Annotated in this window: 22 protein-coding genes and 1 pseudogene; 5 read left to right on the top strand and 18 right to left on the bottom strand. The window is 60.8% G+C overall.

Annotated elements, in window-relative coordinates; translation table 11 throughout:
- Positions 1-6: 6 nt before the first annotated feature.
- From AC1RDQ_RS16765 to AC1RDQ_RS16755, 3 genes are all read right to left on the bottom strand, one after another.
- Positions 7-282, bottom strand: coding sequence for a DUF6124 family protein (locus AC1RDQ_RS16765; RefSeq protein ID WP_492587749.1), 276 nt, complete (start codon positions 280-282; stop codon positions 7-9).
- 1,026 nt (positions 283-1,308) lie between these two features.
- Positions 1,309-4,374 (bottom strand): efflux RND transporter permease subunit, encoded by a 3,066-nt coding sequence (locus AC1RDQ_RS16760; RefSeq protein WP_492587748.1) that lies wholly within the window; start codon positions 4,372-4,374, stop codon positions 1,309-1,311.
- A 6-nt stretch (positions 4,375-4,380) separates the two neighbouring features.
- On the bottom strand, positions 4,381-5,481 hold the full coding sequence (locus AC1RDQ_RS16755; RefSeq protein WP_223504703.1) for an efflux RND transporter periplasmic adaptor subunit: 1,101 nt from the start codon (positions 5,479-5,481) through the stop codon (positions 4,381-4,383).
- Between the two features lie 93 nt (positions 5,482-5,574).
- Between AC1RDQ_RS16755 and AC1RDQ_RS16750 the strand changes: the two genes are divergently transcribed.
- Positions 5,575-6,213: a TetR/AcrR family transcriptional regulator gene (locus tag AC1RDQ_RS16750; protein ID WP_340315477.1), complete on the top strand. Its 639-nt coding sequence runs from the start codon at positions 5,575-5,577 to the stop codon at positions 6,211-6,213.
- Positions 6,214-6,325: 112 nt separating this feature from the next.
- Here AC1RDQ_RS16750 and AC1RDQ_RS16745 read toward each other — a convergent pair whose 3' ends face one another.
- Positions 6,326-7,108: a class I SAM-dependent methyltransferase gene (locus AC1RDQ_RS16745; RefSeq protein WP_057716192.1), complete on the bottom strand. Its 783-nt coding sequence runs from the start codon at positions 7,106-7,108 to the stop codon at positions 6,326-6,328.
- A gap of 93 nt (positions 7,109-7,201) precedes the next feature.
- Between AC1RDQ_RS16745 and AC1RDQ_RS16740 the strand changes: the two genes are divergently transcribed.
- Positions 7,202-7,822, top strand: a complete 621-nt coding sequence (locus AC1RDQ_RS16740; RefSeq protein WP_349733518.1) for an energy transducer TonB — start codon at positions 7,202-7,204, stop codon at positions 7,820-7,822.
- Between the two features lie 22 nt (positions 7,823-7,844).
- Here AC1RDQ_RS16740 and AC1RDQ_RS16735 read toward each other — a convergent pair whose 3' ends face one another.
- The 6 genes from AC1RDQ_RS16735 to ppc all read right to left on the bottom strand — a co-directional run bounded on the left by AC1RDQ_RS16735 (position 7,845) and on the right by ppc (position 14,504).
- Positions 7,845-8,666, bottom strand: a complete 822-nt coding sequence (locus tag AC1RDQ_RS16735; RefSeq protein ID WP_429520669.1) for an isocitrate lyase/PEP mutase family protein — start codon at positions 8,664-8,666, stop codon at positions 7,845-7,847.
- A gap of 34 nt (positions 8,667-8,700) precedes the next feature.
- Positions 8,701-9,579, bottom strand: a complete 879-nt coding sequence (locus AC1RDQ_RS16730; RefSeq protein WP_492587747.1) for a DUF72 domain-containing protein — start codon at positions 9,577-9,579, stop codon at positions 8,701-8,703.
- Positions 9,579-9,884 carry a hypothetical protein gene (locus AC1RDQ_RS16725; RefSeq protein WP_057716196.1) on the bottom strand — a complete coding sequence of 102 codons (306 nt, stop codon included), beginning with the start codon at positions 9,882-9,884 and terminating at the stop codon, positions 9,579-9,581. The genes AC1RDQ_RS16730 and AC1RDQ_RS16725 overlap by 1 nt, the downstream gene beginning before the upstream one ends.
- Before the next feature lie 284 nt (positions 9,885-10,168).
- Positions 10,169-10,843, bottom strand: a complete 675-nt coding sequence (gene tsaB / locus AC1RDQ_RS16720) for a tRNA (adenosine(37)-N6)-threonylcarbamoyltransferase complex dimerization subunit type 1 TsaB (protein ID WP_057716197.1) — start codon at positions 10,841-10,843, stop codon at positions 10,169-10,171.
- 94 nt (positions 10,844-10,937) lie between these two features.
- Positions 10,938-11,585, bottom strand: a complete 648-nt coding sequence (gene adk, locus AC1RDQ_RS16715; protein WP_057716198.1) for an adenylate kinase — start codon at positions 11,583-11,585, stop codon at positions 10,938-10,940.
- A gap of 288 nt (positions 11,586-11,873) precedes the next feature.
- Positions 11,874-14,504: a phosphoenolpyruvate carboxylase gene (gene ppc, locus AC1RDQ_RS16710; RefSeq protein ID WP_492587746.1), complete on the bottom strand. Its 2,631-nt coding sequence runs from the start codon at positions 14,502-14,504 to the stop codon at positions 11,874-11,876.
- Between the two features lie 202 nt (positions 14,505-14,706).
- Here ppc and AC1RDQ_RS16705 point away from each other — a divergent pair, with 202 nt between their 5' ends.
- From AC1RDQ_RS16705 to lptF, 3 genes are all read left to right on the top strand, one after another.
- The gene (locus tag AC1RDQ_RS16705) at positions 14,707-15,051 is read left to right on the top strand and encodes a hypothetical protein (protein ID WP_008051389.1); all 345 of its coding nucleotides are present in this window, start codon (positions 14,707-14,709) and stop codon (positions 15,049-15,051) included.
- Between the two features lie 316 nt (positions 15,052-15,367).
- The gene (locus AC1RDQ_RS16700) at positions 15,368-15,781 is read left to right on the top strand and encodes a DUF4398 domain-containing protein (RefSeq protein ID WP_407514187.1); all 414 of its coding nucleotides are present in this window, start codon (positions 15,368-15,370) and stop codon (positions 15,779-15,781) included.
- Positions 15,782-15,826: 45 nt separating this feature from the next.
- Positions 15,827-16,624: a lipotoxin F family OmpA-related lipoprotein LptF gene (lptF, locus tag AC1RDQ_RS16695; RefSeq protein ID WP_492587745.1), complete on the top strand. Its 798-nt coding sequence runs from the start codon at positions 15,827-15,829 to the stop codon at positions 16,622-16,624.
- 138 nt (positions 16,625-16,762) lie between these two features.
- On the opposite strand, the gene AC1RDQ_RS16690 is transcribed toward lptF, so the two are convergent.
- The 8 genes and pseudogenes from AC1RDQ_RS16690 to AC1RDQ_RS16655 all read right to left on the bottom strand — a co-directional run bounded on the left by AC1RDQ_RS16690 (position 16,763) and on the right by AC1RDQ_RS16655 (position 24,983).
- Positions 16,763-17,092, bottom strand: coding sequence for a PA3694 family proteiin (locus tag AC1RDQ_RS16690; RefSeq protein WP_057716202.1), 330 nt, complete (start codon positions 17,090-17,092; stop codon positions 16,763-16,765).
- Positions 17,089-18,003, bottom strand: coding sequence for an alpha/beta hydrolase (locus AC1RDQ_RS16685; protein WP_492587744.1), 915 nt, complete (start codon positions 18,001-18,003; stop codon positions 17,089-17,091). The genes AC1RDQ_RS16690 and AC1RDQ_RS16685 overlap by 4 nt, the downstream gene beginning before the upstream one ends.
- Before the next feature lie 146 nt (positions 18,004-18,149).
- Positions 18,150-19,427: a flavohemoglobin expression-modulating QEGLA motif protein gene (locus AC1RDQ_RS16680; RefSeq protein ID WP_057716204.1), complete on the bottom strand. Its 1,278-nt coding sequence runs from the start codon at positions 19,425-19,427 to the stop codon at positions 18,150-18,152.
- 32 nt (positions 19,428-19,459) lie between these two features.
- Positions 19,460-20,014 (bottom strand): hypothetical protein, encoded by a 555-nt coding sequence (locus AC1RDQ_RS16675; RefSeq protein WP_090453338.1) that lies wholly within the window; start codon positions 20,012-20,014, stop codon positions 19,460-19,462.
- Positions 20,015-20,246: 232 nt separating this feature from the next.
- Positions 20,247-20,963 carry a TetR/AcrR family transcriptional regulator gene (locus AC1RDQ_RS16670; RefSeq protein WP_057716206.1) on the bottom strand — a complete coding sequence of 239 codons (717 nt, stop codon included), beginning with the start codon at positions 20,961-20,963 and terminating at the stop codon, positions 20,247-20,249.
- 98 nt (positions 20,964-21,061) lie between these two features.
- Entirely contained in the window at positions 21,062-22,564 is a 1,503-nt protein-coding gene (gene lysS / locus AC1RDQ_RS16665; RefSeq protein WP_057716207.1) for a lysine--tRNA ligase, read from the bottom strand.
- Positions 22,565-22,678: 114 nt separating this feature from the next.
- A protein-coding gene (gene prfB / locus AC1RDQ_RS16660; RefSeq protein WP_109790603.1) for a peptide chain release factor 2 occupies positions 22,679-23,774 on the bottom strand; the annotation gives its coding sequence in 2 pieces (ribosomal slippage) (positions 22,679-23,701 and positions 23,703-23,774; 1,095 coding nt in all).
- Positions 23,775-23,899: 125 nt separating this feature from the next.
- Positions 23,900-24,983, bottom strand: a pseudogene (locus tag AC1RDQ_RS16655) (diguanylate cyclase domain-containing protein).
- Between the last annotated feature and the right edge of the window lie 9 nt (positions 24,984-24,992).

The raw sequence follows: 24,992 nt of genomic DNA, 5'->3' as shown, positions 1-24,992 counted from the left end.
CTTTGGCTATTGCTGCGGATCCAGCTGATCGAGGACGCGATTCACTGATAGCTGCGCCAGGACGATCATCTGCTGAATGCCGAGTGCCAGATTGGAGGTGGGGCCGGTCAGGATGGATGACAGTTCGGTTGCCATTACATTCGCTGAGGCAAGAGTTTCGTAGGCATGGACTAGCAGAGTTTCGGAATCGACGCCTTGGCGGATGGTGAAAATTGGGCAAGGACGGTGTGACACTTGTTTTTCGGATTCAGAGGCAGAGGGATCTGGACTGTCTTTGATCATTGCGAAGCTCCCAAAGTAGGCGCCTAACATTTTGGCGGGCTTGCAGTCCCGATCACTGAATTGGCAGCGACAGGCAAAGGCTAGAGATCGTGCTTCCGACGGGCAAGCTGAAAGTCTTGTGGGAATGGTCTGAATGGTTGGCTTTGGCGATAAACATTGTCGACTGTAAGTCCGTCATCGCGAGCAGGCTCGCTCCTACAATTGGATCGGGTACATCTGTGAGGGATTGTGGTTGGCTGGCAGGCCGCCATCGCAGGCAAGCCAGCTCCCACAATTTGACCGAGTACATTCGGTAGAAACAGGTCGGCTGTCAGGCCGCCTTCGCGAGCAGGCTCGCTCCCACAATTGAGTCGGGTACATCTGTGAGGACTTGGTTGGCTGGCAGGCCGCCATCGCAGGCAAGCCAGCTCCCACAATTTGACCGAGTACATTCGGTAGAAACAGGTCGACTGGCAGGCCGCCATCGCAGGCAAGCCAGCTCCCACAATTTGAGCGAGTACATTCGGAAGAAACAGGTCGGCTGTCAGGCCGCCTTCGCGAGCAGGCAGCTCCCACAATGGGTCGGCGTACACCCACTGATTTTCACCACTCATCAGGTCGAGCGTTAGCTCGCCTGCAGCTTTTGATCTTGATCCACCCGCCCCCTCGGCAGGCTGAGTGGAGGTGTTCATCCGGGGATGGGCGCGCAGCGCCGTTCGACGCAGTCGAACTCATTGCATGTAGGTCGAGCGAAGCCGACCGGAGGGCAATGCCCCCGGATGAATGCCGGAGCGAAGGAACCCCGAGCCTAGGCGAGGGGCCGGACGTTCGGGGCGAGCGCTTTTGGTTACTTTTAAGGCGCTTGTTAAAAGTGACTCGCCGTAAGGGCGAAACCGCCAGCCGCCGTTACCGCAACAACGGATATGTACACAGTCAACAAAATACAGGTCGACTGTCAGGCCGCCATCGCGAGCAAGCTCGCTCCCACAGGGGATCGCATTCACCCGCAAAAGTCTGGTCGGCCCGAAGGCCGCCAAGGTCACCCCCTCAAACCGACTCTTTGCGAACCCGAAACCAGGCCGCATAAAGGGCAGGCAAAAACAGCAGCGTCAACGCCGTAGCCACAATCAACCCCCCCATGATCGCCACCGCCATCGGCCCAAAGAACACACTGCGCGACAGAGGAATCATCGCCAACACCGCCGCCAGCGCCGTCAGCACAATCGGTCGGAACCGCCGCACCGTCGCCTCGATGATCGCCTGCCAAGGCTTGAGCCCCGCCGCAATATCCTGCTCGATCTGATCCACCAGAATCACCGAGTTACGCATGATCATCCCGGACAAGGCGATAGTCCCCAACATGGCCACGAAACCAAAGGGCTGGCGGAACACCAACAGAAACAGCGTCACCCCGATCAACCCTAGCGGCGCCGTCAGGAACACCATCGCCGTGCGCGAAAAACTTCGCAGCTGCAGCATCAGCAAGGTCAACACCACCACGATGAACAACGGCACGCCGGCCTTCACCGAGTTCTGTCCGCGCGCCGAGTCTTCCACCGTGCCGCCGACATCCAGCAAGTAACCATCCGGCAGTTCAGCGCGAATCGGATCGAGGGTCGGCATGATCTGCTGCACCAGCGTCGCCGGTTGCTCCTTGCCATAGATGTCGGCGCGAACCGTCACGTTGGGCAGGCGGTTGCGGTGCCAGATGATGCCCTCCTCGAAACCGTACTCCAGGGTCGCGATCTGCGACAGCGCGACACTGCGACCGTTATCGGTCGGTACCGCCAGACTCGACAGCAATGACAACTCGGTGCGCTCATGCACGGTGCCGCGCAACAGGATCTCGATCAACTCGTTGTCTTCACGGTACTGGCTGACACTGGAGCCGGTCAGGGAGCTTTGCAGGAACCTCGACAGGTTGGCCGTGCTCACGCCCAGCGCCCGCGCACGGTCCTGATCGATGTTCAGGTACACCACCTTGCTCGGTTCTTCCCAATCCAGGTGGACATTGACCACATGCGGATTCTCGCGAACCTTGGCCGCGACCTTGCGCGCCAGCGCCCGCACCTCCTCGATGTGCTCCCCGGTCACGCGGAACTGCACCGGATAGCCAACCGGCGGACCGTTTTCCAGGCGCGTGACCCGCGAACGCAGAGCGGGAAATTGCTCGTTAAGGGTTGAAATCAACCAGGTGCGCAGGGCTTCCCGTTCTTCGATGGTTTTTGCCAGGACGACAAACTGGGCGAAGCTCGCAGCCGGCAGTTGCTGATCCAGCGGCAGGTAGAATCGTGGCGAACCGGTACCGACATAGGCCACGTAATTGTCGATCCCGGCCTTATCCTTGAGCAGTGCTTCGAGGCGTTTGACCTCGTCGGCGGTGTTGCTCAGCGAAGCGCCTTCGGCCAGTTTCAGATCGACCATCAGCTCCAGGCGACCCGATGCCGGGAAGAACTGCTGCGGCACAAACTTGAACAGCACGATGGAAGCGATGAACAGCAGCACGGTCGCCAGGATCACGGTTTTGCGCCAGCGCACGCACCACTCCACCAGACGCCGGACGCGCTGATAAAACGGCGTGGCATAGGGATCGGGCTGGCCGGCACCGTGTTTGGCGGCATGAATCTTCGCCAGGTCCGGCAGGAGTTTTTCCCCGAGGTACGGCACGAAGACCACCGCGGCCACCCACGACGCCAACAGCGCGATGGTGACCACCTCGAAGATCGAGCGGGTGTATTCGCCAGTGCCCGATTGCGCCGTGGCAATCGGCAGGAAGCCGGCCGCGGTGATCAGCGTACCGGTGAGCATCGGGAACGCGGTACTGGTCCAGGCATAACTCGCCGCTTTGACCCGGTCGAAGCCCTGCTCCATTTTGATCGCCATCATTTCCACGGCGATGATCGCGTCGTCCACCAGCAAACCCAGGGCCAGTACCAGCGCGCCGAGGGAGATCTTGTGCAGGCCGATGCCCAGGTAATACATGCACGCGAACGTCATCGCCAGCACCAGCGGAATCGCCAGGGCCACCACCATGCCGGTGCGCACGCCAAGGGAGAAGAAGCTCACCAGCAACACAATGGCCAGCGCCTCGACCAACACTTGCACGAACTCACCAACACCGGTCTTCACCGCCGCCGGTTGGTCGGAGACTTTGCGCAACTCCATGCCGGCCGGGAGGTTTTTCTGTATGCGGGCGAACTCGATTTCCAGCGCCTTGCCCAGTACCAGGATGTCACCGCCGTTCTTCATTGCCACCGCCAGGCCGATGGCGTCTTGCGCCATGAAGCGCATGCGCGGCGCCGGTGGATCGTTGAAACCACGGCGCACGTCAGCCACGTCGGAGATGCGGAAGGTGCGATCACCGACCCGGATCGGGAAGTTCTTGATCTCGTCGACCGTTTGAAAATTCCCCGTCACCCGTAGCTGCAAGCGCTCGCTACTGGTTTCGAAGAAACCTGCCGTCGATACCGCGTTCTGTTCTTCAAGGGCTTGCTGGACGACCGCCAGCGGCAAGCCGAGGGTGGCGAGCTTGACGTTGGAGAGTTCGATCCAGATTTTCTCGTCCTGCAACCCCAGCAGCTCGACCTTGCCCACATCCTTGACCCGTTGCAGTTGGATCTGGATGCGGTCGGCGTAATCCTTGAGCACGGCGTAGTCGAAACCCTCGCCGCTCAGGGCGTAAATATTGCCGAAAGTGGTGCCGAATTCATCGTTGAAAAACGGTCCCTGAATCCCCGGCGGCAGGGTATGACGGATGTCGTTGATCTTCTTGCGCACCTGATACCAGAGCTCCGGGATCTCCACCGAGTGCATGGAGTCGCGCGCAATGAAGGTCACCTGGGATTCGCCGGGGCGGGAGAACGACACGATGCGTTCGTATTCGCCGGTTTCCATCAGTTTCTTTTCGATGCGTTCGGTGACCTGACGCGAGACTTCCTCGGCGGTCGCCCCCGGCCAGTTGGTGCGAATCACCATGGCCTTGAAGGTGAACGGCGGGTCCTCACTCTGGCCGAGCTTGGTGTAGGAAAGTGCGCCGACGATGGCCAGCAACAGCATCAGGAACAGGACGATCTGGCGATTACGCAGCGCCCATTCGGAAACGTTGAAGCGCATCGGGGCTTACTCCTTGTCCGCCAGATTGACCACGCGATTGGAGCGATCCACCGGGCGCACCTGCTGCCCTTCGAGAAGCACATGAACACCGGCGGCCACCACCCAGTCGCTGGCGTTGAGCCCTTCAAGCACCGGTACGGTTTTCTCGCCGAAGGCACCGACCCGCACCGGGGTCCTTTGCAAGGTGTTGTTGGCGCGGACGACCCAGACATAGGTCACGCCGTTTTCCGCCGTCAGCGCAGACAGCGGAACGGACAGTGGAACCACGTCGGCGGCCTGCACGAACACTCGGGCGCTCTGGCCCAGTTCGACTGGCACAGTGCCGGTCTTGAAGGCGATACGCGCCGCGAAGGTACGCGACTTGGGATCGGCTGACGGCGACAATTCACGGATGCGCCCGGCGAGACGCTGGTCGGGCTGGGTCCAGAGTTCCACTGACACCGGCTCACCGACCTTGAAGCGGCCGAAGTTCTGCTCCGGCAGGCTGATCAAGACTTCACGCTCGCCATCGGTGGCCAGTGTGAACACCGTTTGCCCGGCTGCCACGACTTGCCCGACTTCCACCAGGCGCTTGGCCACGACGCCGTCCTGCGGCGCACGCAACACGGCGTAGCTGGCCTGGTTATTGGAAACGTTGAATTCGGCTTTGATTTGCTTGAGGCGCGCTTCACCGGAACGGTAGAGGTTTTCGGCGTTGTCGTATTGCGAACGACTGACCAGTTGACGCTCCATCAGGGTCTTGTAGCGATCACGCTCGGATCGCACCAGGTTCAGATTGGCTTCGGCGGCTGCGACCTGGGCGCGAGTGGCCTCCAGTTGCAGGCGCACGTCCTGGGGATCGAGCTCCGCCAAGGGTTGATCGGCCTTGACCCGCTGCCCCTCCTCGACCAGTCGTCGGCTGACTTTGCCGCCGATGCGGAACGCCAGATCCGGCTCATACCGCGCGCGAACTTCACCGGGATAGCTTTCCATGGCCTGTGCCGAAGGCTCTGGCTGGACCACCATGGCCGGGCGCACGCTGACTTGCGGCGCCTCCTCATGACCACACGCAGACAATAAAAAAGCCAGGGTGACTGGCAACGCGAGGGACAAGGCATAGCGGAACATGGTGAAGGACCTTTCGCTAATGGTGCTTTGAATAATTATACTGAGCAGTATGTTATTAATAGCAAACTCACCAGTCCAGTAATAAAAACGAATATGCCAAACAATCTTTCAGCACCCAATGGCCCAGGCAGACCCAAGGACCTGGTCAAGCGCCAGGCAATTCTCGATGCAGCGAAAGTGCTGTTTCTGAGTAAGGGTTATGCCAATACCAGCATGGATGCCGTCGCGGCCGAGGCCGGTGTGTCGAAGCTGACGGTCTATAGCCACTTCAACGACAAGGAGACGCTGTTCTCCTCCGCCGTGATGGCCAAGTGCGAGGAACAGTTGCCACCGCTGTTCTTCGAACTGCCAGAAGGCGTGGCCGTGGAAACCGTGCTGCTGAACATCGCGCGCGGTTTTCATCAACTGATCAACAGTGATGAATCAGTGAACCTGCACCGCCTGATGATGACCCTGGGCAGCCAGGATCCGAAACTCGCGCAAATTTTCTTTGAGGCCGGCCCAGAGCGCATGCTGCATGGCATGGAGCGCCTGCTGAGCAAGATCGATGAAAGTGGTGTGCTGCGCATCGACAAGCCGCACAACGCGGCCGAGCACTTCTTCTGCCTGCTCAAGGGCGCCGGAAATTTCCGTTTGCTGTATGGCTGCGGCGAGCCGCCGGTTGGCGAAGAGGCGGAGAGCCATGTGCGGGAGGTGGTGGGGTTGTTTATGCGGGCTTATCGGCCTGAGTGAGCCTGATGGATTGTTGGTGTCTGGACTGACGCCATCGCGAGCAAGCTCGCTCCCACAAGGATTTCACCGTACCTGTAGGAGCGAGCTAGCTCGCGATTGGGGCGACTCGGCCCTACGGCTTGAGCGCCTTCTTCGGATAGATGTCATACCGACTGGATTTGCCATCCAGCGCATGACTCGGCTTCGGCCCTTCGATACAGGGCGCCTTGCGCGGGCGCTTGACCACCACCCTGTGGCTGGCCAGGGCCAACGCGGCCTCGAGCAATGCCGGCGCATCCGGATCATCGCCCACCAGCGGCCGGAACAGGCGCATTTCCTTCTTCACCAGCGCGGTTTTCTCGCGGTGCGGGAACATCGGGTCGAGGTAGATCACCTGGGGTGGTTCGCCCTCCCAGTTGCGCATGACCTCGATCGAATTGCCCTTGAGCAAGCGCATGCGCGCCACGATCGGCGCCACGTCGAAATCTTCCGCGCCACGGGCCAGGCCGTCTTCCAGCAAGGCACCGATCAGCGGCTGACGCTCGATCAGGCTCATCTCGCAACCGAGACTGGCCAGCACGAACGCATCCTTGCCCAACCCCGCCGTGGCATCCAGCACCCGCGGGCGCACGCCTTGGGCGACGCCAACAGCCTTGGCGATCATCTGCCCGCTGCCGCCGCCGTACAGTCGGCGATGGGCCGCACCACCCTCGACGAAGTCCACCCGCACCGGCCCGGGCGCATCCGGCCCCAGCTGTTGCAGCTGCAAGCCCATGTCACCCACCTGCAAGGCAAATTCGCCGTCAGCTACTTGCATTGGCAAGCCCAGGCGCTCGGCCCATTGCTCGGCTTGTGGCTCGAAAGCCGCGTCGAGGGCCTGGACATGGATGCGGCAGGCCGCAGGTTGATCAATCATCGGAAAACACGCTCAAAAAATTAATGATCGGCAAAAACTGCCGATAACAAAACTATCGAGCATTTTGCCAGAGCTGAGCGTCTACCGAGAGAAATGTCAGACATTCAACCCACAATCACAGGTTTTATCTCGCCCTACGGCGACTACAACCTGCGAAACACCCAGGCACTGAGCGGCGTCAGCCACATCTGGCAGGATTTCTTTGCCCGAGCGCTGGCCGAACAGTCGGGTGAAGTGCTACCTGAGTCTCTGAATTTTCCACCGGTCGATCTCGAAAGCCCTGTTGAACCCACGGTCGGCAGCGACCTGCTGGCCCACATCGTGTCCCAGCGTGAATGCGACGTGAAGGACAACGTAATCCGCCCGCCCGAGCCGCTGTTCCTGCCGATTGCCGAATTCGAAATGGACCTGGCGGACAAGCCGTTCCCACCGTTCCCGGCGAACGAAATCGTCGCCCAGCAAAAACAGCAGGACTTCGAAAGCGGCTGGGTTCGCCCGATCGTATTGAACGCCGGTCAACCGCTGCCAGAAGCTGGCCCTGCCCCGCAACCGCGTCCGCTGCACCTGCCCATCGCCGAGTTCGAACTCGAGCTGCTCGACAAGCCGTTCCCGCCGTTCTCGCCAGAAGAACGGGTGGAGCAGCAGAAACAACTCGATTTCGACAATGGCTGGGCGCGCCCGATCATCCTGCAGAACCTGCGCATCGCCGCCTGATCCTCAGCCGCGCCCTCTTCCCTCAACCTTTGAAAAACTGATTCGCCTTCTGATACGGCATCGACCGGGATGTGAAACCGAACGTGCCTGACGTCTGGATTTCTTCGGCGGCGCGGAAGAATTCGCCATAGGCCGCCAATGCCAGCGCCGAACCGACGCTGATACGTTTGACGCCCATCTCACCCAACTGCGCGACCGTCAGCTTCAAGCCGCCCGACATCAACACATTCACCGGTTTTGGCGCCACGGCGCGCACGACCGCCAGCACATCCTCAGCGCTGCGCAGGCCCGGTGCATAGAGCACATCGGCACCGGCCTCGGCGAATGCCTGCAAACGGCGGATGGTGTCGGCCAGATCGGGATTGCCGTGCAGGAAGTTTTCCGCCCGGGCAGTCAACGTAAAGTCGAACGGCAGACTGCGAGCGGCAGCCACAGCGGCTTCGATGCGCGCCACGGCATGTTCGAAACAGTAGATCGGGCCTTCTTCGCGGCCGGTGGCATCTTCGATCGAACCACCGACGGCGCCGGCCTCTGCCGCGCGCAAGATACTTTTGGCGCAATCAGCCGGGTTGTCGGCAAAACCGTTTTCCAGGTCGACGGCAACCGGCAGGTCGGTGGCGGCGACAATCGCCTGAACGTTCATCAGGGTATCGTCGAGGGTCAATCCGCCATCGGCACGCCCCTGGGAAAAGGCATAACCGGCACTGGTAGTCGCCAGCGCCTCGAAGCCGAGGCTGGCAAGCATTTTTGCCGAACCGGCATCCCACGGATTGGGAATCACAAATGCCCCGGGGCGTTCGTGAAGGGCTTTGAACGCCTGGGCTCGAAGGGTTTGCGCATCCATTGGGCAGGCTCCTGAAGAGGGGAAAGAATCCGCCTCAGAGCAGGCCAAGTTGCTCGGCGACGGGTTCTCTGTATAGCTCAGGCAGCGCCGGCAAGCCAGGCAAGCCAGGCAAGCCAGGCAAACGCAGCATCAGCCGGGCGTGAAAACGCTGCGCCAGTTTCGCAGCCAGCAGGTTGTCGGCCGTGTGCAGGAAGATATACGGCGTACGACCTTCTTCGATCCATAGCGCGATCTTCTCGACCCATGGTTCCAGGAACGTATCGTTGGCCTCGAGCGTCGGATGGCCGATAAAACGCACCTGCGGAAATTGCGTGAATGCCGCCGGCCGCGGTGGCACACGGGGTTTCTTCGACTGGGCGTGGAGCACCGAAGGCTCGGTCGAGGTGCAACTGAACAGCGCACGGGGATCGAGACAGATGCGTTCGACACCGCGATCCAGCAGCAGCCGGTTGAGCATTCGTTCGCTGTCACCCTTGGCGAAAAACTCGTCATGCCGCACTTCAACGGCCAGTGGTCGCTGCAGGGCATCGATAAACCCGGCCAGCTCAGGCAAACGTTGGGGCGTGAAGCTTTTCGACAACTGCAACCAAAGTGGCGACACCCGTTCACCCAGAGGGCCGAGCAATTGCAGGAAGGTTTCGGCGGCGGTCAGTTGCTCGCGCAGATCGCCACCGTGGCTGATCTCGCCGGGAAACTTGGCGGTGAAGCGAAAATGTTCGGGCATGGTTTCGGCCCAACGCTGCACGGTGCTGGCAGCCGGGCTCGCGTAGAAGGTCGTGTTGCCTTCCACGGCATTGAAAACCTGGCAATAAAGATCAAGAAAGTTGGCGGGTTTAGCGTCGGGCGGATACAGGTAGTCGCGCCAGGCGTTCTCGCTCCAGGAGGGGCAACCGAGGTAATACGGCAGCACCATCAGATGTACAGGTCGAGACCCAGCACATCCGCTTCCCAATCGACGAAACCGGCGGTGCTCAGGTAGCTGGCCAGGGCTGTCGCTACGCTTTTGCTCATGGCACGGTGGTAAATCATGTCTTGCTGACGGGCGGGAAGATTGCTCAGTTTTTGCGCAGAGGCTTTGGCGGCGCGGGCAGCCAATTGCTCTTCAGTCGGGAATTCCAGCTCGCCTTCGATATCAATGGCGTCGTCTTCCACCACGCGGCCTTTGCGGGGTTTGCGCTTGATGGGGTAGGACTGAGAGGAAACGCCGTCTATACGCATAAGTGCATACTCGGAATCAGTGATGGCAGTTTAGTGGCGCAAAATCCACTTCGCAAACCGCCGAGTGATAACTAGAACACATAAAAGGCAAAAGGTTTAAAAGCCGGGGTTAGAAAATGACGATTGGCTTGATTTGCTCTTGTGGCGAGGGGGCTTGCCCCCGTTGGGCTGCGAAGCGGCCCCTAAACCCGAGGCCCGAGTTTTATCCGACGTACCAATTTGAATGGATTTACGACTGCTGCGCAGCCGAACGGGGGCAAGCCCCCTCGCCACAGGAACAACGCTTACCGCGCCTTGGGCGTCGCCACTTTATCGCGCAGATACACCGGCTGCGCCTCATCGGCCACGATCGCCTCGCCGCGCGCCCAGGCAAATCGCGCCAGTGTCAGCAAGTCTTGCGCGTGGGGCAACATGCCCGCGTCCTGCCCGCTCAGGCTGACGGCGATACGCTCGCCATAGCCCCAACCGGTGCCTGCGCCGAACCATTCGCCGCCAGCATCGGCCGGCAATGCAGCGGACTCCGGCGGCAGTACCGCTTCCGCCCCCACCAGGCGCATTTCCCCGGCCGTTTCGCGGTAGCAACCCCAATACACTTCATCCATGCGCGCATCGATGGCGGCGGCGACCTGCGTGGCGCCGTGTTCGCGCAGCGCACGTTGCGCCAGCACGGCCAGGTTCGACACCGGCAGCACCGGGCGATCCAGGGCAAACGCCAGGCCTTGCACCACGCCGATGGCGATGCGCACACCGGTGAAGGCGCCCGGGCCACGGCCGAACGCAATGGCATCGACCGCTTGCAGCGTGGTGCCCGCATCGGCCAGCAATTGCTTGATCATCGGCAACAGCTTCTGCGCGTGCAGGCGCGGGATCACCTCGTAATGGCTCGTGACCTTGCCGTCATGCAGCAAGGCAACGGAGCAAGCTTCAGTCGCGGTGTCCAGGGCCAGCAAGGTGCTCATCGATGTATCCACAAGAGAGATCAGAAAAAAGTGCGTCAGTATAAACAACTACGGCCCGCAAGCGGGCCGTGGATGATGCAGCGGGTCAGACTTTTCAGCTCAGGGCTGCAAGCACCTTGGCGGTGATCGCTTCAACCGAGCCGACGCCTTCGATGTGGCTGTACTTCGGCTTGCCATTGGCAGCCGACAGCTTCTGGTAGAAGTCCACCAGCGGCTTGGTCTGGGAGTGGTAGACCGACAGGCGATGACGCACGGTTTCTTCGGTGTCGTCCTTGCGCTGTACCAGCTCTTCACCGGTGACGTCGTCAATACCAGCCACTTTCGGCGGGTTGTAGACGATGTGGTACACGCGGCCGCTGGCCTCGTGAACACGGCGACCGGCGATACGCTGGACGATTTCTTCGTCTTCAACGGCGATTTCAACCACGGCATCGAGCTCGACGCCTGCAGTCACCAGGGCTTCAGCCTGGGGAATGGTGCGCGGGAAGCCATCGAACAGGAAACCGTTGGCGCAGTCGGACTGGGCGATGCGGTCCTTGACCAGTGCAATGATCAGGTCATCGGACACCAGGCCACCGGCATCCATGATGCTCTTGGCCTTGATGCCCAGCTCGGTGCCGGCCTTGACCGCTGCACGCAACATGTCGCCGGTGGAGATTTGCGGAATGCCGAATTTTTCGGTGATGAACTGTGCCTGAGTACCTTTACCGGCCCCGGGAGCTCCCAGCAGAATGACGCGCATCGATGTGCTCCTCAATTTTTTATATGGATAACGTCAGATTCGCCTCGTGGGGCCAATCTCAAAAATAGGGTCGTGACCGCCCAAACGGTCAAAGGCTGATCAAGATACACAGCAGGCTGCGCCCACACAAGACGCCAAAAGTCGGAGAAACCGCTGCCTCCTGCGACCATTGCGCACAGTTTCCCAAGTCGCAACCCCGTCATTAACTGTCGCCTGGCAGCACTTTTGCACCCGTCAAACGGCGGCATCCGGCTCACCTGCCGGACGCCTGCCCCCATGGCAAAGACCTTAGCCGGTGTTGCGCAAACCGGCGGCAATCCCCGCCACAGACACCAGCAAGGCCTGTTCTACCGGGCTGCCCTGCGCCACGTCCTGCACTCTTGAACGGGCCAGCAACTCGGCCTGTAATAGATGAAGCGGGTCGAGGTAGGTGTTGCGCAAGCGGATGAACTCAAGGGTCGCTGGGCTATGTGCCAGTAGCTGCGACTGCCCGGTCAGGCCGAGAACGATGGTGCACGCCTGCGACAATAGGTCGCGTAAGTGCGCACCCAATGGCAACAGATTCGGCTCTACCAGACGCTCATCGTAGGACTGTGCAATGTCGGCATCGGCCTTGGCCAGGACCATTTCCAGCATGTCGATGCGGGTGCGGAAGAACGGCCACTGCTCGCGCATTTGCCCCAGCAGTTCGCCTTCGCCACGCTCCAGCGCCTTGCTCAGGGCCGCCTCCCAACCCAGCCAGGCCGGCAGCATCAGGCGCGTCTGGGTCCAGCCGAAAATCCACGGGATCGCCCGCAGGCTTTCGATCCCCCCGGCCCGGCGCTTGGCCGGACGACTGCCCAGCGGCAAACGGCCGAGCTCCTGCTCCGGCGTGGACTGGCGGAAGTACTCCACGAACTGCGGGTTTTCCCGCACCACGGCGCGGTAGGCGCTGACACCGTCTGCGGCCAACTCGTCCATCAAATGCCGCCACTCGGGCGTAGGTGGCGGCGGAGGCAGCAAGGTCGCCTCAAGCACGGCGGCCAGGTACAGATTGAGGTTTTGCTCGGCGATGTCCGGCAGGCCGAATTTGAATCGAATCATTTCGCCCTGTTCGGTGGTGCGGAAACGCCCCGCCACCGAACCCGGTGGCTGCGACAGGATCGCCGCGTGGGCCGGGCCGCCGCCACGCCCCACCGTGCCGCCGCGACCGTGGAACAACAGCAGCTCGACGTCGTGCGAGCGGCAGATATCCACCAGTCGCTCCTGCGCCCGGTACTGCGCCCAGGCCGCCGCGGTGGTGCCGGCGTCCTTGGCCGAATCCGAGTAGCCGATCATCACTTCCTGCGGCCCTTGCAGGCGTGCACGATAGCCCGGCAACAGCAGCAGCTTCTCGATCACCGGACCCGCGTTGTCGAGGTCGGCCAGGGTTTCGAACAGCGGCACCACACGCATCGGCCGCAACACGCCGGACTCTTTGAGCAGCAATTGCACGGCGAGTACATCGGAAGCCGCACCGGCCATGGAAATCACATAGGAACCGAGGGATGCCGGCGGCGCAGCGGCGATTTCCCGGCAGGTCGCCAGCACTTCGGCAGTGTCGGCGGAGGGTTTGAAGAACGTCGGCAACAAGGGCCGACGATTGCTCAATTCGCGCATCAGGAAGGCGATGCGCTCCTCCTCGCTCCAGTCTTCGTAGCGCCCCAGGCCAAGATAGTCGGTGATTTCGGTCATTGCGGCGGTATGTCGCGACGAGTCCTGGCGCACATCCAGACGAACCAGGAACAGACCGAATGTCACTGCCCGACGCAGGCAATCGAGCAACGGCCCATCGGCGATCACGCCCATGCCGCACTCGTGCAGGGAGTGGTAGCAAAGCTCCAGTGGATCGAGCAGTTCGCGGTTGTCTTGCAGCACATCGATCGGTGCCGGCGCAGGCGTCGACAAGGCGGCATGTGCCCAGTTACGCGTTGCCCGCAGGCGTTCGCGCAGGTGTTTGAGCACTGCCCGGTAGGGCTCGGCGCTGTCTCCCGCCCGGGCCTTCAATTCATCACTGGCCTGCTGCATCGACAGCTCAGCGGCCAGGCGATCGACATCGCGCAGGTACAAATCGGCCGCCATCCAGCGCGCCAACAGTAAAACCTCTCGGGTCACCGCCGCCGTCACGTTCGGGTTACCGTCGCGGTCGCCGCCCATCCACGAGGCAAAGCGGATCGGTGCCGCCTCCAGTGGCAGGCGCAGGCCGGTGGCGGCGTACAGGGCCTGATCGGCCTTGCGCAGATAATTGGGAATGGCCTGCCACAGCGAATGCTCGATCACCGCGAAACCCCACTTGGCTTCGTCCACCGGCGTCGGGCGCGTGCGGCGGATCTCCTCGGTGTGCCAGGCTTCGGCGATCAGGCGTTGCAAGGTGGTCTTGATCTGCTCGCGCTCGGTACTGGTCAGGTCACGGTGATCCTGAGCCGCCAGTTGCGCGGCGATGGCGTCGTACTTCTGGATCAGTGTGCGGCGTGCAACTTCGGTAGGGTGCGCCGTGAGTACCAGCTCGATCTCCAGCCGGCCCAGTTGCCGGGCCAGCGCGTCGGCGCCATGCCCTTCGGCGCGCAGGCGCGCGAGCAACTCCGGCAGCACCCGGGCTTCGAACGGCGCCTCCCGGGATTCCTCGCGACGGTGAATCAACTGATATTGCTCGGCGATGTTGGCCAGGTTGAGGAACTGGTTGAACGCCCGCGCCACCGGCAGCAACTCGTCTTCGGTCAACTGGTTGAGGCTGGCGCTGAGCTCGGCGTCCATGGAGCCGCGCCGGTCAGCCTTGGCGCCTTTGCGAATCTGCTCGATCTTGTCGAGAAAACCGTCGCCATATTGTTCACGAATGGTGTTGCCCAACAGCTCACCCAACAGGTGAACGTCCTCGCGCAAGCGTGCATCAATATCGGTCATCAGCAGGTCTCCAGCAAAAAATCCGGGCGGCTAAGAAACAAGAGAGTGCCGCCCCAGACAGGTTCTTACAAGCAAGACGACGAAGGGCCTTTAAACCTTGCCTGTTGAAGCTAGTCTGAACGGTAAGCCGTACAACGGTTGTCGCCGGCCAATGCCGGACACTCACTCTGCCTGCCACGAGCGGGAGCGCAATGAGGTCAATATGAAAATCCGCGAGCTTGCCCACCACTGGGAAGAAAACGCCAAGGGTCGCCTGACCGACACCGGCTACTCGATTCATCTGGACGTGGAGTCTGCCGCACGCCTGGCCGCGCTCGTCGAGATGTATCCCAAACGGCATCCTGAAGAACTGCTCGGCGATCTGATCGGCGCCGCACTGGAAGAGCTGGAAAGAAGCTTCCCGTACGTCAAGGGCACAACCGTGGTCGCCACCGATGAAGAAGGCGATCCCCTGTACGAAGACATTGGGCCGACCCCGCGCTTTCTGGCGCTGTCCCGTCGGCATTTGCACGATTTGTCGGTGCCCGACGACAAACAGAAACACTGATTTACTCCCCGCACTCCTCCCTATGTGGGAGCGAGCCTGCTCGCGATGGGCGTTAACGAAACCGCGTGATGACTGATTAAACGCGGCGTAGTGAAGTCCATCGCGAGCAGGCTCGCTCCCACAAGTATGCGATTTAGAGCCCTGTCGATTCGTTCACGGTTTTTTCAATAGCTGACTAATTTCTCTGAACTTTCAAAAAAAGCCTCGGGTCAACCCAAGTAACCACGCCTGGGACGAGCGTTTCAAAATACCCCGCAATTGATGGTTTCAGCGCCCTGCCCAGGGTGGACTTCGACGTTTTTCAGGAACTGGCCCAATGGAGTTGAAGACCATGAAAACCCGAATCGGAAGTCCCTCATTCACCTGTTCGCGTAGCCTCAGACTGGCGGCGTTGGCCCTGGGCAGCAGCCTGGTCCTGGCCGGCTGCGCCGGTAACCCGCCGACCGAGCAGTACGCTGTCACCCAATCGGCCGTCAACGACGCCGTGAGCGCCGGCGGCACCGAGTTCGCCGCCGTGGAAATGAAGTCGGCCCAGGACAAGCTCAAGCAAGCCGAAATTGCCATGCACGACAAGCAATACGGCCAGGCCCGGATGCTCGCCGAACAGGCCGAGTGGGACGCTCGCGTGGCCGAGCGCAAGGCCCAGGCGATGAAGGCCGAACAATCAGTGAAGGACGCGCAGAAAGGCGTTCAGGAATTGCGTCAGGAAAGCCAGCGCACCGTTCAGTAAGCGGCGCGGCACCACGCATTCCCACTCGACTAAAAGGACGAAATCATGAAATCCAATCAATTGATGATCCCTGCCCTGCTGGCTGTCACCGTAACCCTGGCAGCCTGCTCCACACCACCGAACGCCAACCTCGAACAGGCCCGCACCAACTACACCGGCCTGCAAACCGATCCGCAAGCGGCCAAGGTTGCGGCCCTGGAAACCAAGGAAGCCAGCGACTATCTGGACAAGGCCGATAAGGCCTACAGGGACAAGGAGGACGTGACCACGGTCGACCAGCTTGCCTATTTGACCAACCAGCGCGTCGAAGTAGCCAAGCAGACCATCGCCCTGCGCACCGCCGAGGCCAGCCTGAAAGATGCCTCGGCGCAACGGACTCAGGCGCGCCTCGACGCCCGTGATCAGCAGATCAAACAGTTGAAGGACAGCCTCAACGCAAGGCAGACCGATCGCGGGACACTGGTGACCTTCGGTGATGTGCTGTTCGCCACCGACAAGGCCGAGCTGAAATCCAACGGCCTGGCGAACATCAACAAACTGGCGCAGTACCTACAGGAAAACCCCGAGCGCAAAGTGATTGTCGAGGGCTATACCGACAGCACCGGTACGGCGTCGCACAACCAGTCGCTGTCGGAACGTCGCGCGGGTTCCGTGCGTGCGGCACTGGTGAAGATGGGTGTTGATCCTGCGCGTATTGTCGCCCAGGGTTACGGCAAGGAATATCCGGTGGCGGATAACAGCAGTACATCGGGCCGGGCGATGAACCGTCGGGTGGAGGTGACGATTTCCAACGATAACCAACCGGTGATTCCGCGTTCGGCGGTTAGCTCTTACACCCAGTAATTTGCCTCAATGCAAAACCTGTGGGAGCGAGCTTGCTCGCGATGAGGCCATAACATTCAACATCCATGTTGACTGCTACACCGCCATCGCGAGCAAGCTCACTCCCACATTGGTTCTTTATTGCCAGCCAGAATCGCGTTACTGCTCCAGCTTCTGCGGCGTCTCCTGCCCCATGCAGCGCACGGCTTTTTTCTTGCTGTCGACCAGCACGCCGGTCAGGCCTTTCTGTTCGGTGTCGAACAGCACCAGCACGCCATCGATGCACTGGGCCACTTGGGCCGCCGGCGCCAGGGAAACCTTGTAGTCCTCGCCCGGCACGGTCTTGAGCATGGTGAAGTCGCTGAGCAGCAACGCATCCTCGGGCTTGGCGAAGTGCAGGTAGCCGTACCACCACAGGGCACCGACGGTGCCGAGGATGCTGCAGATACCGGTGATGATCAGCGGGATGGCGTTGCGTTCTTCACTCATTGCGGACTCTCTGGTGGTTCATCTTCTGAATTCGGGGGCGCCGGGTAATTGGGGATTTCACCCAGGCGGCGCAGGCCGTTGAAATGTTGCGGGTCATCGAGATAACGCAGCATGACCTTGCGCCAGACCGGGTCGGCGAACGTCTGCACATGACCGCCACGGGTCAGTTGCAGCACCCGCGGCGGCGGCGCAGCTTGATACAGTCGGATGCCGTTGGAAAGAGGCACGATAGGATCGTCGATGCTGTGGTAGATCAGTTTCGGCACGTCCTTGAGTTGCGTCATGGAGTTGATCGCGCTGTCGCCGTCCGGCACCAGCCACGACAGCGGCACCTGGAACGTCCAGAACACCCATGAATTACTCAGCGCATACCGGCCGACACTGCGATAACTGGCGGGCACGCCGTCGAGGACAACAGCCTTGAGTTGTTTCTGCCGCTCGGGGTGTTGAACGAGGTAGTGGACAGCCATCGAACCGCCAAGGCTTTGGCCGAGCAGGATCAGCGGCTTGCCCTTGACCTCGGGGGCCTGGTCGAGCCATTTGAACGCCGCATCGATGTCCTGATAGATCGCCGGCAGGCTGGGTTTGCCTTCGGACAAGCCATAACCGCGATAGTCCACCAGCAGCACTTGATAGCCCTGTTCCGGCAACCACCAACTCCCGCCCAGATGCATTGGCAGATTGCCGCCGTTACCGTGCAGGTGCAGCACCGTGCCTTTGACCTCGACACCCTGCTTCACCGGCAGCCACCACGCGTTCAGCTTGAGGCCATCGGCGGTGTTCAAGGTGACGGTGCGGTATTCGAGCCCGGCCTTTTCCGGCGTGAACAACTGGCCGGGTTCGGGGTAGAACAGCAGCGAACTGCAGCCGTTCAGGGCCAGGAGAAGGCAGACGATGCCGAGGATTCTCATCCGGTGAAACCTCGCGAAATAATGGATTGGAACACAATCCCCTGTGGGAGCGAGCTTGCTCGCGATTGCGATCTGTCAGCTTGCACCCATGTTGAATGTAAAGCCGTCATCGCGAGCAGGCTCGCTCCCACAGGGGGATTCTTTGTTCACAAGATGTTCGAGTAATCCGCCTCGATCCGGTCCAGGCTCAGGTGGTTGAGGAAGTTGGAGAAGCACATCCACGCCGACAGCGCGTTCATGTCGCGGAACTGTTCCGGCAGGTACTTGGGCGGAACCACCAGACCTTCATCCACCAACTGGCGCAAGGTACGCATGTCTTCCAGGGTGGTCTTGCCGCAGAACAACAGCGGTATCTGCTCCAGCTTGCCTTTACGCACGGCCAGTTGAATGTAGTTGTAAATCATGATGAAGCCCTTGAGGTAGGACAAGTCTTTGGTAAAAGGCAGACCTGTCGGCACCGAGCCGCGGAAAACGCGACTGGCGTTGCTGTAGCTCTCGGGCATTTCGAAGCCTTGCTCGCGGAAGAACTCGAACACCTGCAGGAAGTCGGCACCCTCCTCCACCATATGAATGGCCCGCGTGCGGTTGGTCAGTTTGCGCAGGCGACTGGGGTATGAGGCGAAGGTGATGATTTCCATCAGGATCGCCAGGCCTTCCTGGGTCACCGTCGACGAGGGCGGCCCCTTGGAGAGGAAGGTGCAGATCGGCTGGTTCAGACCGTTGAGGGTGGTGCCGACATGCACCAGCCCTTCGTGGACCTCCAGGGCGCGCACATCGCGCTGATTGAACATCGCATCGGAGCGGATCTTGATGTAGTCGGCGCCGGCCGCCGCATCGGCGACGATGCCGTCGGACTCGAACACCCGGATGGTTTCCTCGGCTTCGCCAAATACCTTGTTCAAGCGATGCTGCAACAGGTCGACCGCATCCTTGGCCGTCAGCGTCTTCGGCTCGTCCTTGAGATCGCCACGGCCGTCGATGTTGTTCAGGTATTCGGACAACATCATGCCCAGGTCGGACAGCGTCGGGTCGCCGGCGTGGAACGCGTCGGAGGCGGCACCGTACAACTCCTGCGAGATCAAGCCGAAATCCTCTGTGCCGCGCGCTTCGAGCATGCGCACCACCATGCGGTATTCCTTGCACATGCGACGCATGATCTGGCCGACCGGGTTGAACTGGCCGAGCTGGCGGGTGATGTCGCGCTCGATGTTCTGGAACTCCAGCTTCACTTTGCTGGAATCGAACGCCAGCGGCCGGTTGAGGTAGTAGTCGCGGTCCACCGCCGGCATTTCCTTGCCTTTGGCCTTGAGGAAGCCCTTACGAATGTTGTCGTCCCACTTGACCGCATCGAGGACGCGGATCGGCGTCTGCGCGAGCACGATGCGATCGGACAAAATGCGTATCGACTGTTGGTAATCGTCCACCCGAAACTCCTGTAGAAACCTGATTGTGCTGCTTACTTGGCTTTGGCCTGACGCTGGTAGCGTACGGCTTCGACGAACACATCGGAATTGGCCGGGTCGTCGAGGTAGGCGGCGACTTGATCCATGGAGCTGTTGATCAGCACGCCTGCGCCGTCGTCAGTCTGAAACGCTTCTCCGCTCAGGGCGTTTTGCTTCAGCGCCTGGTTGATCTGTTCGGGGTCGAGGTTGTACAGCACCAGTTCACGCTGGTCGGTCAGCTCGAAGCCGCCGATGATGAAATACCCGCCGAACTGCGCCGGCACCTTCGCCGACAAGTACCAACGGTTGCCATGGCGCGACACGGTGAAGGGGTAGGCTTCACGCTCCTTGGGTTTGGCCTTGAAGTAGCTGACGGCCTGGTAGCGATTGTCGGCGATGCGGGTCAACTCCAGATTGACGGGCTCGCCCCAGGCGCTGGTGCTGGTCCACTTGCCGAGCAACCCTTTGGGCGCGGGCTCGCTCGTGGGCAGCGGTTCCTTGAAGGTCACCAGACAGCCACTGAGCAGCAGGAACGACAAGGCGATCACAACGACACGCCAGGCTTTCATTCAATACTCCCTATGAACATACGCCGCCCTGAAGTGGACACCTTCCCCTGTGGGAGCAAGCTTGTGTGGTGAGGGGGCTTGCCCCCGTTCGGCTGCGAAGCAGTCGTAAAACCTGCGCATCTGAACTGACTATCTCACCGCGGCCGCAGATTTTGGGGTGGCTTTGCCACCCAACGGGGGCAAGCCCCCTCGCCACAAAAGCTCGCTCCCACAGGGTGAAGAGCCAGCCGGACTACACCGACGCCAGCACCAGGTGCATGTAGCGCGTCAGGATGCCGAGCATTTCCTCTTCGGCGGCAGGCTCGTCTACGTTGAGCAGGCCCTGATATTCCATCCGGCCGATAATCGCCGTCAACACCTTGGCATCCTGATGCGGCTCGCGCGAGCCCAATACCTGGAACAGCTGGCAAGAGCCCTGCAACAGGATTTGCTGATGCGAGCGCACCAGTTCGGCCAGGCGCGGGTTGAGCAACGCCTCCTGACGGAACGCCTGCTCGGCCATCAAATGTTCGCGACGATTGACCAATTGCCGGTGAACGTAATCGGTCATCAGCCGCGCAATGTCGTCCGCCAGTTTCGAGCGCGCCTGCGGGCTGCCATCGCCACTGTCGATCATCTCGCGCAGCAGGCCCTCGTTGTTCACCCACAGCTTGCCCATGTACGCCGCACTGCGTTCCACGTATTGGGCGAAGGTATCGGTGAGCAGGTCATCGATATCCTTGAAATAGTAAGTGGTCGCCGACAACGGCACTTGCGCCTCGGCGGCCACCGCGCGGTGTCGGACGGCACGCACGCCGTCACGCACGACAATGCGCATGGCGGCGTCGAGAATGTCCTGTCGACGCTGCTCACTGCCCTGTCGGCTGGCCTTGCGGCCCTGGTACTGAACGCTTTCAGCGACCGCAGTGGCGATACCCGCTGCACCTTCTTGAGCCATTGCACGAATCACGACAGGTATTTCCTCTCAGATGAAACTAACAAGTTGATACGTTTGTACCAGACAGGCAATAAAAAGCCGCCTCAAAGGCGGCTTTTTATTTGAAACACTTACGCTTGCGGCCGCATGTGCGGGAACAGGATCACGTCGCGGATCGACGGGGAGTTGGTCAGCAGCATCACCAGACGGTCGATACCGATGCCTTCACCCGCCGTTGGCGGCATGCCGTACTCCAGCGCACGAACGAAGTCGGCGTCGTAGTGCATGGCTTCGTCATCGCCGGCGTCCTTGTCGGCCACCTGAGCCATGAAGCGCTCGGCCTGGTCTTCCGCGTCGTTCAACTCGGAGTAGGCGTTGGCGATTTCACGACCACCGATGAACAGTTCGAAACGGTCGGTGACGTTCGGGTTGTCGTCGTTACGACGGGCCAGCGGCGACACTTCGAACGGGTACTGGGTAATGAAGTGCGGCTGCTCCAGCTTGTGCTCGACCAGCTCTTCGAAAATCATCACCTGCAGCTTGCCCAGGCCTTCGAAGCCCAGCACCTTGGCGCCGGCCTTCTTGGCGATGGCACGAGCCTTGTCGATGTCGTTCAGATCATCGGCGGTCAGCTCAGGGTTGTACTTGAGGATCGAGTCGAACACCGACAGACGCACGAACGGCTCGCCGAAGTGGAACACCTTGTCGCCGTACGGCACGTCGGTGCTGCCCAGAACCAGCTGCGCCAGTTCGCGGAACAGTTCTTCGGTCAGGTCCATGTTGTCTTCGTAGTCGGCGTAGGCCTGGTAGAACTCCAACATGGTGAATTCAGGGTTGTGACGAGTCGAAACGCCTTCGTTACGGAAGTTGCGGTTGATCTCGAACACTTTCTCGAACCCGCCAACAACCAGGCGCTTGAGGTACAGCTCCGGCGCAATACGCAGGAACATGCCCATGTCCAGCGCATTGTGGTGGGTTTCGAACGGCTTGGCTGCCGCGCCGCCAGGAATGGTCTGCAGCATCGGCGTTTCCACTTCCAGGAAGTCACGCTTCATCAGGAAGCTGCGGATGTGGGCGATGACTTGCGAACGCACGCGGAACGTCTGGCGCACGTCTTCGTTGACGATCAGGTCGACGTAACGCTGGCGGTAGCGCTGTTCGGTGTCGGTCAGGCCGTGGTGCTTGTCCGGCAGCGGGCGCAGGGATTTGGTCAGCAGGCGCACGCTGGTCATTTCGACGTACAGGTCGCCCTTGCCGGAACGGGCCAGGGTGCCTTCGGCGGCAATGATGTCGCCCATGTCCCAGGTTTTCACCGCGGCCAGTGTCTCTTCGGACAGGGTTTTGCGGTTGACGTAGACCTGGATACGACCGGTCATGTCCTGGATCACCATGAACGAGCCACGGTTGAGCATGATACGACCGGCAACCTTGACCGGGATCGCAGCCTCTGCCAGCTCTTCCTTGGTCTTGTCCGCGTACTGTTTCTGCAGTTGTTCGCAGTAGTTTTCGCGGCGGAAGTCGTTCGGGAAGGCATTGCCCTTGGCGCGCTCGGCAGCAAGCTTTTCCTTGCGCAGGGCGATCAGGGAGTTTTCTTCCTGTTGCAGGGCTTGCGGGTCGAGTTCTAGGTCGCTCATGTCTTTAAATATTCCATCACAGGTTCGTTGCCCCCAGGCCTGCGGCCTGGGGATCGCCAGCAAGCTGGCTCCTACAAGGATCGCGCCGGGTCAGCCGATCCTGTATTGCATTGCTTACAGCCCGGACTTCAGGCTCGCTTCCAGGTATTCGTCGATGTCGCCGTCGAGCACCTTGTCGCAGTCGCTGCGCTCGATGTTGGTGCGCAGATCCTTGATGCGCGAGGCATCGAGCACGTACGAACGGATCTGATGACCCCAGCCGATATCGGACTTGGTGTCTTCCAGCGCCTGGGACGCCGCGTTGCGCTTCTGCATTTCCTGCTCGTACAACTTGGCCCGCAGCATTTTCATGGCGGTGTCCTTGTTGGCGTGCTGGGAACGTTCGTTCTGGCAGCTGACCACGGTGTTGGTCGGTACGTGGGTGATACGTACGGCCGAGTCGGTGGTGTTTACGTGCTGACCACCGGCACCGGAGGAACGATAGGTGTCGATTCGCAGGTCTGCCGGGTTGATTTCGATTTCCACCTTGTCATCGATCTCGGGGGAAACGAACACCGCCGAGAAAGAGGTGTGGCGACGGTTGCCGGAGTCGAACGGGCTCTTGCGCACCAGACGGTGCACACCGATTTCGGTCCGCAACCAGCCAAAGGCGTATTCGCCCTTGATGTGCACGGTCGCGCCCTTGATCCCGGCGACTTCACCGGCGGACAGTTCCATGATGGTCGCGTCGAAGCCGCGCTTGTCGGCCCAGCGCAGGTACATGCGCAGCAGAATGTTGGCCCAGTCCTGGGCTTCGGTGCCGCCGGAACCGGCCTGGATGTCCAGGTAGGCGTTGTTCGGGTCCATTTCGTGGCTGAACATGCGGCGGAATTCCAGCTTGGCCAGACTTTCCTCGAGACGGGCCAGCTCGGCGACGACATCGCCCACTGCGCCTTCGTCGTTCTCTTCGACGGCCATGTCCAGCAGGTCGCGGCAATCGGCCAGACCCGTGTTCAATTCGTCCAGGGTATCGACGATCTGCGCCAGCGCAGCGCGCTCGCGGCCCAGTTCCTGGGCGTATTCAGGTTTGTTCCAGACACTCGGATCTTCAAGCTCGCGATTGACTTCGGTCAGACGCTCATGCTTTTGATCGTAGTCAAAGATACCCCCGAATAGTTTCGGAGCGCTCGGACAGGTCCTTGATGGTGTTCAGGATCGGGTTGATTTCCATGACGGGCAGCACTCGTTGGCGAACTTTTGAAAGCCGGCGAGTATACCGGGAAACAGCCGAAAACGGCAGTCCGCCTGGCCGAAAAGCCAACCCCTTGTAGGAGCGAGCTCGCTCGCGAAAAACGCTCAGGCACCGCGTTTATTCAGATAGCCATCGTCATCGTTGACGACCATCGCGAGCAGGCTCGCGCCTACAGGGGGAGGCTGTTCAGCCGATGCCCACCTGATTACGCCCATTGTTCTTCGCCGAATACAGCCCCTTGTCCGCCGCCAGGATCAGGTCGCGGCAGTTGCTGCCCGCTTTCGGGGTAATAGTCGACAGGCCGATGCTGATGGTCAGGCTCGAACCTTCGGCCGGCGAGTTATGCGGGATCTTCAGGGCTGCCACGGTCTGGCGCAGCTTCTCAGCCACCAGCCGTGCACCGCCTTGGGAGGTGTTGGGCAGCACCAGGGCGAACTCTTCGCCGCCGTAGCGGGCCGGCAGGTCCGAAGGCCGGGCACTGGCGTCCTTGATCGCCGCGGCGACCTTGCGCAGGGCTTCATCGCCTTCCAGGTGGCCGAAGCTGTCGTTGTAGGCCTTGAAGTAGTCGACATCGATCATCAGCAACGACAACTGGCTCTGCTCACGTAGCGAACGGCGCCACTCCAGTTCCAGGTATTCATCGAAGTGCCGACGGTTCGACAACCCTGTCAGGCCATCGGAGTTCATCAGGCGTTGCAGCACCAGGTTGGTGTCGAGCAGTTGCTGCTGGCTGACCCGCAACGCGCGGTACGCCGCATCCCGTTGCAGCAGGGTCATGTAGGAGCGCGAGTGATAGCGGATGCGCGCGACCAGTTCGATATTGTCCGGCAGCTTGACCAGATAATCGTTGGCCCCGGCCGCAAAGGCCGCGCTCTTGATCAGCGGGTCTTCCTTGGTCGACAGAACGATGATCGGAATGTCCTTGGTCGCCGGGTGATTGCGGTATTCGCGCACCAGGCTCAGACCGTCAAGACCGGGCATGACCAGATCCTGCAGGATCACTGTCGGCTTGATGCGCACAGCGTGGGCGATGGCCTGGTGCGGGTCGGAGCAGAAGTGGAAATCAATGTTCTCTTCGTTCGACAGGCCGCGACGCACGGCTTCGCCGATCATGGCCTGATCGTCCACCAGCAACACCATGGCGGCGTTTTCGTCGGTCTTGAAGTCGTCGAGCTGTAATTCAGTCATGTGCGGTCA

The organism is Pseudomonas sp. GW823-FHT02E01 (assembly GCF_058797535.1).
The sequence above is the reverse complement of the archived record's forward strand: the minus strand, read 5'-3'. Positions and strand labels throughout refer to the sequence as shown.